This is a genomic window from Promineifilum sp. (SeqCode), from assembly GCF_041918635.1.
Classification (GTDB): Bacteria; Chloroflexota; Anaerolineae; order Promineifilales; family Promineifilaceae; genus Promineifilum.
In genome coordinates, this window is record NZ_JAYRVJ010000370.1 from 1 (window position 1) to 10,569 (window position 10,569).

At 65.3% G+C, this 10,569-nt stretch carries 15 protein-coding genes; 13 read left to right on the forward strand and 2 right to left on the reverse strand.

The window, feature by feature from the left end:
• Positions 1-161: 161 nt before the first annotated feature.
• From ACE3UY_RS11675 to ACE3UY_RS11725, 11 genes are all read left to right on the forward strand, one after another.
• A complete protein-coding gene (locus tag ACE3UY_RS11675; protein ID WP_374687698.1) occupies positions 162-494 on the forward strand; it encodes a type II toxin-antitoxin system PemK/MazF family toxin in 333 nt (110 codons plus the stop codon).
• Between the two features lie 206 nt (positions 495-700).
• Positions 701-2,641 (forward strand): carbohydrate-binding domain-containing protein, encoded by a 1,941-nt coding sequence (locus tag ACE3UY_RS11680; protein WP_374687699.1) that lies wholly within the window; start codon positions 701-703, stop codon positions 2,639-2,641.
• 254 nt (positions 2,642-2,895) lie between these two features.
• Entirely contained in the window at positions 2,896-3,078 is a 183-nt protein-coding gene (locus tag ACE3UY_RS11685; protein WP_374687700.1) for a type II toxin-antitoxin system HicA family toxin, read from the forward strand.
• A 3-nt stretch (positions 3,079-3,081) separates the two neighbouring features.
• On the forward strand, positions 3,082-3,477 hold the full coding sequence (locus ACE3UY_RS11690; RefSeq protein WP_374687701.1) for a type II toxin-antitoxin system HicB family antitoxin: 396 nt from the start codon (positions 3,082-3,084) through the stop codon (positions 3,475-3,477).
• A gap of 256 nt (positions 3,478-3,733) precedes the next feature.
• Positions 3,734-4,849 carry a WD40/YVTN/BNR-like repeat-containing protein gene (locus tag ACE3UY_RS11695; protein ID WP_374687702.1) on the forward strand — a complete coding sequence of 372 codons (1,116 nt, stop codon included), beginning with the start codon at positions 3,734-3,736 and terminating at the stop codon, positions 4,847-4,849.
• Positions 4,846-5,142: a MoaD/ThiS family protein gene (locus ACE3UY_RS11700; protein WP_374687703.1), complete on the forward strand. Its 297-nt coding sequence runs from the start codon at positions 4,846-4,848 to the stop codon at positions 5,140-5,142. Before ACE3UY_RS11695 ends, ACE3UY_RS11700 begins: the two co-directional genes overlap by 4 nt.
• 33 nt (positions 5,143-5,175) lie before the next feature.
• A complete protein-coding gene (locus ACE3UY_RS11705; protein WP_374687704.1) occupies positions 5,176-5,562 on the forward strand; it encodes a VOC family protein in 387 nt (128 codons plus the stop codon).
• On the forward strand, positions 5,538-6,449 hold the full coding sequence (locus ACE3UY_RS11710) for a phosphotransferase family protein (protein WP_374687705.1): 912 nt from the start codon (positions 5,538-5,540) through the stop codon (positions 6,447-6,449). The genes ACE3UY_RS11705 and ACE3UY_RS11710 overlap by 25 nt, the downstream gene beginning before the upstream one ends.
• Before the next feature lie 92 nt (positions 6,450-6,541).
• On the forward strand, positions 6,542-6,832 hold the full coding sequence (locus ACE3UY_RS11715; RefSeq protein WP_374687706.1) for a hypothetical protein: 291 nt from the start codon (positions 6,542-6,544) through the stop codon (positions 6,830-6,832).
• Positions 6,829-7,296 carry a cupin domain-containing protein gene (locus ACE3UY_RS11720; RefSeq protein ID WP_374687707.1) on the forward strand — a complete coding sequence of 156 codons (468 nt, stop codon included), beginning with the start codon at positions 6,829-6,831 and terminating at the stop codon, positions 7,294-7,296. The genes ACE3UY_RS11715 and ACE3UY_RS11720 overlap by 4 nt, the downstream gene beginning before the upstream one ends.
• 28 nt (positions 7,297-7,324) lie before the next feature.
• Positions 7,325-7,708, forward strand: coding sequence for a nuclear transport factor 2 family protein (locus ACE3UY_RS11725; protein WP_374687708.1), 384 nt, complete (start codon positions 7,325-7,327; stop codon positions 7,706-7,708).
• Positions 7,709-7,819: 111 nt separating this feature from the next.
• Here the strand turns inward: ACE3UY_RS11725 and ACE3UY_RS11730 are convergent, their stop codons facing one another.
• Positions 7,820-8,395 (reverse strand): TetR/AcrR family transcriptional regulator, encoded by a 576-nt coding sequence (locus ACE3UY_RS11730; protein WP_374687709.1) that lies wholly within the window; start codon positions 8,393-8,395, stop codon positions 7,820-7,822.
• Between the two features lie 120 nt (positions 8,396-8,515).
• Here ACE3UY_RS11730 and ACE3UY_RS11735 point away from each other — a divergent pair, with 120 nt between their 5' ends.
• Positions 8,516-9,487, forward strand: a complete 972-nt coding sequence (locus ACE3UY_RS11735) for an aldo/keto reductase (protein ID WP_374687710.1) — start codon at positions 8,516-8,518, stop codon at positions 9,485-9,487.
• Between the two features lie 132 nt (positions 9,488-9,619).
• On the opposite strand, the gene ACE3UY_RS11740 is transcribed toward ACE3UY_RS11735, so the two are convergent.
• Complete coding sequence (locus tag ACE3UY_RS11740) at positions 9,620-10,093, reverse strand: cytochrome c family protein (RefSeq protein ID WP_374687711.1); 474 nt, start codon at positions 10,091-10,093, stop codon at positions 9,620-9,622.
• Between the two features lie 183 nt (positions 10,094-10,276).
• Here ACE3UY_RS11740 and ACE3UY_RS11745 point away from each other — a divergent pair.
• The coding region (locus tag ACE3UY_RS11745) for a hypothetical protein (protein WP_374687712.1) at positions 10,277-10,569 on the forward strand (293 nt) is incomplete at its 3' end.

Consider the following 10,569-nt stretch of genomic DNA (forward strand, 5'->3'; position numbering starts at 1 on the left):
GGCGACAACAATCGCTCGCTATTCCTGGAAACGGCGGCCTGGGCTTATCTTGATCAGTTACGCCGCGAGGCGCAGGCCGCGCGCGACCTGGAGATCCTCAATCGCCGCGCCGACTATCTGAATGCGGAAGTGGCCGACGCCCTGCTCTATCAAGTCTCGCTATGAAACGTGGCGATCTGTACCGCGTGACCGGGCCGCCGGGAGGCGACCCGAAGAAGTATCGCGTCTTCGTCGTGGTCAGCCGCCCGGCCTTGATCGCCTCCCGTTTCTCAATGGTCATTTGCGCGCCGGTCTATTCAGTCCACGATGGCCTCTCCACACAAGTTCCCGTTGACATCGAAGAGGGCCTGCTCCACGCCAGCAGCATCCACTGCGATGCGCTCATGAGCCTTCCCAAGAGCGCCTTGACCCACTACCTGGGCGCGCTGTCGCCGGAAAAGCTGGTAGCGCTGGACGAGGCGCTGCGCGTGGCCCTCGATCTGTGGGAAAGGTAGATTCGCGGTAGTAGCTTTCGCCCTCGGCGCGAATGGCGCAAACGGGTCGCTGCCCGTAACACTCTTCTGACACCTCCTTCACATTTTCTAAACTTCCTTGCTCTATAACTCCTAGTGTAGGCAACCGGGACAGCCCACGCTCAGCAAGTAGCGCGGGCGCAAACTGAACCCTGGCGGCCCAATAGGAACGGACAGGAGCAAGTGAAATGATTCTCAAACGAATGCTATTCGTATTAGTATGCGCCCTGGCGCTGCTGACCCTGGCGGCGTGCCAGGAAACGACGACCTCCATCTCAGCCGTGGCTACCCAGATCGCCACGAGCACCAGCGGTGCGACCACCAGCGGTGCGACCACCAGCGGTGCGACCACCACCGATACGCCCGCCACCAGCGCGACGGATACGACCGAGACGACGACTACGACAACCACAACCGAGGCCACGGCCGAAGTCGTCCAGGTAGCCGACACGCAGACCACGCACGGCGACACCCACGACAGCGCCGAGGATTACACCTACGACACCGCCGCCGCGATCGCCATCACGCTGAACGGCGACGCCATCGCTGCCGACAGCGCGGCCGTGACGGTCAATGGCAGCACGGCGACCATCACCGCCGCCGGAACCTACAGCCTGAGTGGCTCGCTGGCCGACGGGCAGATCATCGTGGACACCGAGGATGAGGCCACGGTGCAATTGATCCTCAACGGCGTGGACATCCACAGTTCGACGAGCGCGCCGATCTACATCCTCAAGGCCGAAGAGGTGGGCATTATCCTGGCCGACGGGACGACCAACACCCTCACGGACGGCGAGAGCTACGTCTTCGCCAGCGCGGATGAGACCGAGCCCAACGCGACGCTCTTCGCCAACGCCGACCTGACCATCTTCGGCAACGGGTCGCTGACCGTGACCGGCAGCTATAACGACGCCATCTCCAGCGACGACGGCCTGATCATCGCCGGGGGGACTATCACGGTCAGCGCCGCCGACGACGGCATCCGCGGCAAGGATTACCTGGTGGTTAAAGACGGCCAGATCACGGTGGAGTCGCAGGGCGACGGGCTGAAGTCCGACAACGACGAGGACGCGACTCAGGGCTACATCGCCATCGAGGGCGGCGTCATCACCGTCACGGCCGGCGGCGACGCCATCGCCGCCGAGACCGACGTACTGATTAGCGGCGGCCAGTTCGCGCTCGTCGCGGGCGGCGGCAGCGGCAGCGTCATCGGCGAGGAAGATTCGGCCAAGGGCATCAAGGGGCTGGCCAACGTCTCCATCGACGGCGGTACCTTCACGATTGATTCGGCTGACGACGCCATCCACTCCAACGGCAACATCACCATCAACGGCGGCACGTTCACCCTGACCAGCGGCGACGATGGCGTGCACGCCGACGCCACGCTGACCATCAACGGCGGCGACATCCAGGTTCCTACGTCCTACGAGGGGATCGAGAGCGCCGTGATCAGCATCAACGCGGGCAACGTCTACGTGACGGCCAGCGACGACGGCATCAACGTGGCCGGCGGCGCGGACGGCTCGGGCATGATGGCCGGGCCAGGGCGCGGCGGGCGGCGCGGCCAGCCGGCGGCGCAGACGGAGACGTTTAGCTATACGGGCAGCCAGTACCTTTATATCCATGGCGGCTACGTGGTGGTCAGCTCGGGTGGGGATGGCATCGACGTGAACGGCGCCATCGAGATGACCGACGGCGTGGTGCTGGTAAGCGGCCCCACGGATTCGGGCAACGGCGCGCTGGACTACGACGGCGGGTTCAACCTGACGGGCGGCTACATCGTCGCCGCCGGCAGCGCGGGCATGGCCCAGTCAGCCGGCAGTGCGTCCGGCCAGAACTCGGTGCTGATTAACCTGAGCGGGCAATCGGCCGGCACGCTGATCCACATCCAGAACAGCGCCGGCGAGGACGTGCTGACCTTCGCCCCCGGCAAGGAGTACCAGTCCGTCGCCTTCTCCTCGGCCGCGCTGGTCACCGGCGAGACCTACACGGTCTACACCGGCGGCAGCTCCACGGGCACGGCCACCGACGGCTTGTACCAGGGCGGGAGCTACACGCCGGGCACGGAAGTGGCGAGCTTCACGGTGAGCAGCACGGTGACGACGGTCGGCAACGGCAACTTCCGCTAGATTTCCTCCCGGGTGGGACGGGTTGGCAATCCGAAACCGCCAGCGCGACCGGCGGTTGCCAACCTGTCCGCTCCTTACCAAAAGGCATGGGCATAGGCCCATGCTGGTCGCAGGACAGGCGATAAGCCCCGACGAAATCGGCCGCTCTCTGAACAGGGCGGCCGATTTTTTTTCACCACATTGAACACAAACTGAACAGCATCCGGTCCGTTGACTGAATTGCCCCCTCAAGTTGCGTGTGTATAATACATCTTGTGACCAGCAACGATCTCATCCGTGAACTCAAGGCAGCCGGCTGGGAACTCGACCGCATACGTGGTTCGCACCACATATTCAAACACCCGGAGCGGTCAGGAATCGTTGTCGTTCCACATCCGAAGAAAGAATTGGGCAAAGGTTTGGTCAAAGCAGTTCGCAAGCAAGCCGGTCTGGAGTGAACAATGCGCTATCCCGTTGTTATCGAACCGGGCGACGAAGAACACGCTTTTGGCGTGGTTGTGCCCGATCTGCCCGGTTGTTTCTCAGCCGGCGACACGCTGGATGAAGCATTGGCGAATGTGGAAGAGGCCATACTGCTCTGGATAGATCACGCACTAGACCGCAACGAACCGCTGCCAAGCCCTTCCTCTGTTGACGTCTTGAGAGCCGAGCACCCCGAATTCGCCGACTGGATTTGGGCTGTGGTGAGCGCTGACCCGGCGCGACTGGATGACACGATTGAGCGGGTGAACATTACCTTACCCCGACGGGTTTTGGCCCGTCTTGACGCCTCGGCCCAAGCCGCCGGTGAGACGCGCTCCGGCTATATTGCCAAGCTGGCCCTTTCTCAGCAATAGCTTCCCTTTTACCCTCTTACATATCCACTTGTGATTTATCGAACAAAAGGTTTCGCCCAACCTGATTGACAAATTAGAATATCTGTTCTATACTGTAGCGACTTGATTGCCGTCACCGTCCCCAAATCTCTCTGATCGAACCCAATTCAGGCGCGAAGCGTTCACACCATGTCACAGACGCTCAACCTATCCACAACAGAAAAATCTGCGTAATCTGTGGATGCTTCCTCTTCCACCCACAAACAGGAGTAGACCGATGAGCAGCGTAAGAGTCTTGGTAGGAACCCGGAAAGGCGCGTTTATTCTGACCTCGGATGAGAAGCGCCAGCAGTGGCACGTGGACGGCCCGCACTTTGGGGGATGGGAGATCTATCATCTGAAAGGCTCGCCGGCCGACCCCAACCGCATCTACGCCTCGCAATCGAGCGACTGGTTCGGCCAGATCGTCCACCGCTCCGACGACGGCGGCAAGACGTGGACGACGGTCGGCAACGAGTTCGCCTATGCCGGCGAAACGGGCACGCACCAGTGGTATGACGACACGCCCCACCCCTGGGAGTTCAAGCGCGTCTGGCATCTGGAGCCGTCGCCGAGCGATCCCGACGTCGTCTACGCCGGCGTGGAAGACGCGGCCCTGTTCCGCAGCGACGACGGCGGGCAGACGTGGCAGGAGCTGCCCGGCCTGCGTCGCCACGACACCGGCGGCATCTGGCAGCCGGGCGCGGGCGGGCTGTGCCTGCACACCATCATCCTCGACCCGGCCAACCCCGACCGCATCGTCATCGCCATCTCGGCCGCCGGCGCGTTTCGCAGCGACGACGGCGGCCAGACCTGGAAGCCGATCAACCGCGGCCTGCAATCCGAGTACATCCCCGACCCCAACGCCGAAGTCGGCCACTGCGTCCACCACGTGACGATGCACCCGTCGCGGCCGAATACGCTGTTCATGCAAAAGCATTGGGACGTCATGCGCAGCGACGACGCCGGCGATAACTGGCATGAGGTCAGCGGCAACCTGCCGTCCGACTTCGGCTTCGTCATCGACGTGCACGCCCACGAGCCGGAGACGATCTACGTCGTGCCCATCAAGAGCGACTCGGAACACTACCCGCCGGAAGGCAAGCTGCGCGTCTATCGCAGCCGCAACGGCGGCAACGAGTGGGAGGCGCTGACCAATGGCCTGCCGCAGGCGAACTGCTACGTCAACGTCCTGCGCGACGCGATGACCGTCGACACGCTCGACCCGTGCGGCGTCTACTTCGGCACGACGGGCGGCCAGGTCTACGCCTCGGCCGACGGCGGCGACAACTGGACGGCCATCGTCCACGACCTGCCGGCGGTGCTGTCGGTGGAAGTGCAGACGCTGCCATGATCCGCGTCACGCTGCCCCACCACCTGCGCAACCTTGCCGGGGTGGGCGCGGAGGTCGCGCTCGACGTTCCGGGACCGATCACCCAGCGCGCCGTGCTCGACGCGCTGGAGGCCCGCTACCCCACCTTGCGCGGGACGATCCGCGACCACGCCACCCAGCAGCGGCGGCCGTTCTTGCGCTTCTTCGCCGGCGTGGAAGACCTGTCCCTCGAGTCGCCGGACGCGCCCCTGCCCGACGCCGTGGCCTCGGGCGCGGAGCCGTTCCGCATCATTGGGGCCATCGCCGGCGGGTAGCGCGCAACGCCTGGTCAGTTCATAAGGACATCCATGAGCGTCAATTACAAGCCGGATAGTTACAACGATGTCGCCCCCTACCTCGTCGTGGACGGCGCGAGCGATACCATCGACTTCCTGACGCGCGTGTTCGACGCGACTCCCCTGCGGCGCTTCGACAACGCCGACGGGACGGTCATGCACGCCGAGGTGCGCGTAGGCGACTCGGTCATCATGCTGGGCGATCGGGCCCCCGATTGGCCGGCCATGCCCGCCTTCGTCCACATCTACGTGCCCGACGTGGACGCCACCTACCGCCGCGCCCTGGATGCCGGCGGGACCTCAGTGCAGGAACCGGTACAGAAAGACGACCCCGACAAACGCGGCGGCGTGAAGGACGCCGCCGGGACGACGTGGTGGATCGCCACGCAGGTGGGGTGACCGGTCACCCCACCCTGGAAGCAACGGCGATTTTGGCCGCGCTCGGCGTTACGTCCGTCGCGGCCATTGCCCCTGTGGGCGGCGGCACGGATGCCGCTATCTGGCGGGTCGAGCACGATGGTCTGACCTCCGCCCTGCGTGTCTTCCGGCCCGAGCAGGCCGAAGCCTGCCGGCGCGAGGTGCAGGCGCTTATCGCCGCCGGCCAGGCGGGTGTGATCGTGCCCGAAGTGCGCGCCGCCGGCGCCTGGCGCAATAGACCGGCGCAACTGTTATCGTGGTGTCCCGGCGTGCCGCTCTGGGAAGCGATTCGGCGGTGGCCGTGGCGGGTGTGGGCGCTCGGCCTGGCTTTCGGTCGCGCTCAGGCCCAAATCCATCGCATCACCGCCGCCCCGCAGTTGGCTGACCTGCAAAGGGATTGGATCGCCTGGGCCGGCCCGGCCGACGAGCAGCTCAGGACAGCTCTCGAACGCCTTTCTCACCCAACGCCGGCCCTGCTGCACCTCGACTATCACCCGCTCAACGTCCTCAGCGACGGTCACCAGATCACGGCTGTGCTGGATTGGGTGAACGCCGCGGTAGGCGATCCGCGCGCCGACCTGGCCCGCACGTACACCATCCTAAGGGTCGAGCCGCTGACGCCCGGCCGACAGCCCCCGCCGCTAACCTTCATCCGCCGCCTGCTCTGCTGGAGTTGGCAGCGCGGTTATCGGCAGATAGCCGGTGCGCCATCGGACATGGCCTGGTTCTACGTGTGGGCCGGCGCGGTGATGGCCCGCGACCTCGGCCCGCGGGTGGGCGATCCCAACTCCTGGTGGCAGCCGCGCCACCTGGCCCACGTCCAGCAGTGGACGGCCGCGCGGAGAAGACGCGCCGAGCGAGCGGCATAACGCTTTGTGTCATTTTTCCCAATGTTGACACGTGCGCCCTCTGTCCGCTATGCTGGCGGCTGATTCAGTCCGCCGAGAGGCCCAGCAGCGCTATGTCAGATACCCTATTCGGTATTATCGGTCTGGCGATCTTTTTGGTCGTTGTCTTCGTCGCCGGCTACTTCCTCTACAAGTTCAAGAACGCCCGGCTGACCGGCGCGTGGGGGCCGTTGGTCGGTCTCGTCAACGGCCAGGTCGTCGGCGACGGCGGCGCGGTTCACAGAGCTGCTGGAACTCCTACTGAGGGTGGACGAGATCAACCGGCGGGTCAACACCATGTAGACCCGGCAGTTTCCCAGATGTTTCAGAAAACCGGCCAGATGATGGAATACGGAACCATATGAACAACGCGAGTAGCGTACTGCGGGTAGCGGCGGGCGAGGATCGTTTCGGCGAACACCGCGGCCTGGGCGTTAGCGCCATCCAGTTCAAGGTGACGCCGGCCGACGGCGGCGACCTGCTCATCCTGGAGAACACCTTTCACGCCCGAGGCGGCCCGGCCCGCCACCTGCATTTCGAGCAGGACGAATGGTTCTACATCGCCGAGGGCGAGTTTCTCATGGAAGTGGGCGACGAGCGCTTCACGCTGCGGCCGGGCGACTCGCTGCTCGCGCCGCGCCGCGTTCCCCACGTCTGGGCGCACGTGGGCGACGGGCGCGGCCGCATCCTGATCACCTTCATGCCCGCCGGCCAGATGGAAGCGTTCTTCCGCGAGGTCACCAAAACCAATGCCATGCCCCCTTCGGACCCCCCTCTATGGCGGGCGCATGGTATGGAACTAGTGGGGCCGCCTTTAACCGTGGAGTAGACAAAGCGCCCCACACTCCCCCAAGCCTATGATCAGCACGAATAACCCCCACCTCGACCGCTGGCACGCCATCGTCTTCAACCGCGATCTGGCGGACTTGCAGGCGATGCTGGCCGAAGATGTTACCTTTCGGTCGCCCTACGTCTGGCGGCCGTATCAGGGCCGTCAGGCGGCATGGCTGATCCTCGCCAACGCGCTGGAGGTCTTCCAGGAGTTCGCCTATCACCGCGAACTGGTGGACGGCGACAACTGGGCGCTGGAGTTCAGCGCGCGGATAGACGACCTGGCGCTGAAGGGCATTGACCTGATCCGGCTCAACGGCGAAGGGCAGATCGTGGAATTCGAGGTGTTCGTGCGCCCCTTTAATGGCCTGCAAGCGCTTGGCGCGGCGATGGCCGAACGGCTGAAGTAGGGGCGCACCTGCGTGTGCGCCCTGGGGAGATACGTGTGTGTGCCTTGGGCAGACACGCAGGTCTGCCCCTACACCTGCGCCCTGGGGCAGACACGCAGGTCTGCCCCTACACTAGCACTGCGCGTCGATCAGTTGCTGCGCCGCCCACTTGACGTGGGCCGCCGGGTTGTCGGGCGAAGCGCCGAACATCCGCGCCGCCATGAAGGCCCCATCCATCAGCAGGTGCAGCCCATCGGCCAGCGCCGCCGGCTGCCGCGCCCCCGCCTCTTCGGCCAGCTGGCGAAAGCGGGCGCGGACGGTCTGCTTGTGGGCCAGCGCCACCTGGTGGCCGGGATAGGCCGGATCGGGGTATTCGGTCGCCACGTTGAGGAATGGGCAACCGTAGCAGGCCGGGCTGCGCGCGTACTCGCTCAGGGAGCCAAAGAAAGCCAGCAGCTTCTCTCGCGCGGTCGGCGCGTCCCCGGTGACCTCCTCGAAGCTGCGCCAGAAAACGTCGTCGCTATCCCGCAGGAAGGCCACTATCAGATCGTCCTTGGAGGGGAAGTGCCGGTAGAGCGTCATCTTGCCGATGCCCGACTCGGCGGCGATGGTGTCCACGCCGACGGCCCGGTAGCCGCGCTGATAGAACAGCCGGGCCGCGGTCTGGAAGAGCTGATCTTTAGGAGCGACGTCACTTTTCATCGACATTTGCCTCTTGACACGATACAGGTCTGTATTGTATGATAGCAGTAACGATACAGACTTGTATCGTAACATAAGGTGTCGATAAAGGCAATAGGCAAGCGCTATTGCCAACGAGGGAGTGAGATGACCCATACACAACCGTTAGGACGAAGCGACTTGCAAGTACCCCGCCTGGGCGTCGGGGCCATGACCTGGGGTGACGCGTCGGGGCTGGCCCGGTTCCACCCGGCCAAACTGGCCTATGGCGGCGCGGAGGGGCTGGAAGAGGAGCGGCGGGCGTGGGAGGCCAGCATCGCCGCCGGCGCGACGCTGTTCGACACAGCGGCCATGTACAGCGGCGGCGCGTCGGAGCGGCGGCTGGGGCAGTTCAGCCACCCGGCGGCCCTGATCGCCACCAAGTTCCCCGGCAACCTGCGCGCCCGGGCCGAGGATATGCCCAAAGAGCTGAATGCCAGTCTGGCGCGGCTGCGGCGCGACTCGGTCGCCCTCTACCAGCACCACTTCCCTTCCGATCGGGTGGACATCCCCCGCCTGATGAACCTGATGGCCGACGCGGTGGAGGCGGGCAAGGTGCGGGCGGTCGGCGTCAGCAACTACTCGGCCGAGCAGATGCGGCAGGCTCACGCCGTGCTGGCCGAACGGGGTATCCCCCTGGCCTCGAACCAGGTGGAGTACTCCCTGCTGCACCGGCAGCCGGAGACGAACGGCGTGCTGGACGCCTGTCGCGAACTGGGCGTCACGCTCATCGCCTACCAGCCGTTGGCCGGCGGCGCGCTGACGGGCAAGTACGCGGTTGGGCAGCGGCCGCGCGGCCTCCGGCGGTTCATGATGGCGGGCTACTTCGGCGGCGATAGCCAGACGGCCATCGCGCCCGTCGTGGCCCTGCTGCGCGAGATCGGCGAGCGCTACGGCAAGACGCCGGCCCAGGTCGCCATCCGCTGGCTGATCGAGAACGAGTGCGTCCTGCCCATTCCCGGCGCGAAGAACAGCAAGCAGGCGGCGGCCAATGCCGAGACGCTGGCCTTCCGGCTGGTCGCGGACGAGATTGCGGCGCTGGACGCGGCGACGCGGGCCTGGCGTTCGTCCGCGAAGTAACGGCGCGGGTCGCGCCCCATCCCTCTGGTGGGGCGCGACCAAACCCAACGCGCTCATAACCTGGCCTACCTCGGCGCGGCCAGCCTCACCATCGGTCTCATCGTACTGGGCGTCGCCCTTCTCTCACGGCGCTCAACCCTCTTGCGTCATCAGGAACGCCACCAGGTCGGCCAACTGCTGCGCGCTGAGGCGCTGCCCAAAGTTGGCCGGCATGGTGCCGTCGCCGTACCCTTCAACCACGTGGGCGCTGGGGTCGACAATCGACTCCAGAATGTAGGCCTCGGCCGGCGCTCCGGCGCGGGCGGCGACGCCCGCCAGCGACGGGCCAACGCCCGGCTCCAGCGAATGGCACGCGCCGCAGCCGGCGTCATCGTGAAAGCGCTGTTCGCCCGCAGCGGCGTCGCCCGCCGGCAGCGATTCCAGGGTGATGGGCGTCGCGCCGGCTGCCGGGCCGGCGGCGGCCAGCGGCCGCATCCGGTACGTCCAGTAAGCGGCGTTGGCCCCGCAGGCGAACAGGATGACCAGGGCCAGCACAGCGCAGCCGCCCAGCACAAGGCGCAGCCGTTTGCGCCGGGATGGCTCCGGCGTGGTGGATGGAATAGTCATGGATGATACCTCCGTAGGGGCGCACCCGTGGGTGCGCCCTGGGGCAGACGCGCAGGTCTGCCCCTACTTTTGAACTATGGCAGCATTACGCGCCACAGGATTCTGAGTTGCGTGGTATCATCAATGAGGATGGGCGCACAATCCTGAACACGGCCCACACGCGCCCACATTGAAGGCAAACCCATGAAGACCACGCACCGCAACTACTCCGAAGCGGCCGGCGACTTCAACCGCCTCAGCCGCTTGCTCATGACCCACAACGAGCACATGCGGGCCTGCTCGACGTGGAGCATCGGCCGGCTGGTGGACTGGAAGTACGGACTGTACGAGAACAAGCGCGGCTATCCCGCCTTCTGTGACCAGAACGCCCACCTCTGGTTCGACGGCTTCGGTGAGTTGGCCGGCTTCGTCATCGCGGAATACGGCGGCGACAGTTTCGACATCATCACGTTGGAGGGCTACCGCTTCCTCTATGA

Bases quoted from the DNA above. Each gene is read 5' to 3' on its own strand.
- ACE3UY_RS11675 (WP_374687698.1), top strand. From the start codon at position 162: ATGAAACGTGGCGATCTGTACCGCGTGACCGGGCCGCCGGGAGGCGAC.
- ACE3UY_RS11680 (WP_374687699.1), top strand. From the start codon at position 701: ATGATTCTCAAACGAATGCTATTCGTATTAGTATGCGCCCTGGCGCTG.
- ACE3UY_RS11690 (WP_374687701.1), top strand. From the start codon at position 3,082: ATGCGCTATCCCGTTGTTATCGAACCGGGCGACGAAGAACACGCTTTT.
- ACE3UY_RS11695 (WP_374687702.1), top strand. From the start codon at position 3,734: ATGAGCAGCGTAAGAGTCTTGGTAGGAACCCGGAAAGGCGCGTTTATT.
- ACE3UY_RS11700 (WP_374687703.1), top strand. From the start codon at position 4,846: ATGATCCGCGTCACGCTGCCCCACCACCTGCGCAACCTTGCCGGGGTG.
- ACE3UY_RS11705 (WP_374687704.1), top strand. From the start codon at position 5,176: ATGAGCGTCAATTACAAGCCGGATAGTTACAACGATGTCGCCCCCTAC.
- ACE3UY_RS11715 (WP_374687706.1), top strand. From the start codon at position 6,542: ATGTCAGATACCCTATTCGGTATTATCGGTCTGGCGATCTTTTTGGTC.
- ACE3UY_RS11720 (WP_374687707.1), top strand. From the start codon at position 6,829: ATGAACAACGCGAGTAGCGTACTGCGGGTAGCGGCGGGCGAGGATCGT.
- ACE3UY_RS11725 (WP_374687708.1), top strand. From the start codon at position 7,325: ATGATCAGCACGAATAACCCCCACCTCGACCGCTGGCACGCCATCGTC.
- ACE3UY_RS11730 (WP_374687709.1), bottom strand. From the start codon at position 8,395: ATGTCGATGAAAAGTGACGTCGCTCCTAAAGATCAGCTCTTCCAGACC.
- ACE3UY_RS11735 (WP_374687710.1), top strand. From the start codon at position 8,516: ATGACCCATACACAACCGTTAGGACGAAGCGACTTGCAAGTACCCCGC.
- ACE3UY_RS11740 (WP_374687711.1), bottom strand. From the start codon at position 10,093: ATGACTATTCCATCCACCACGCCGGAGCCATCCCGGCGCAAACGGCTG.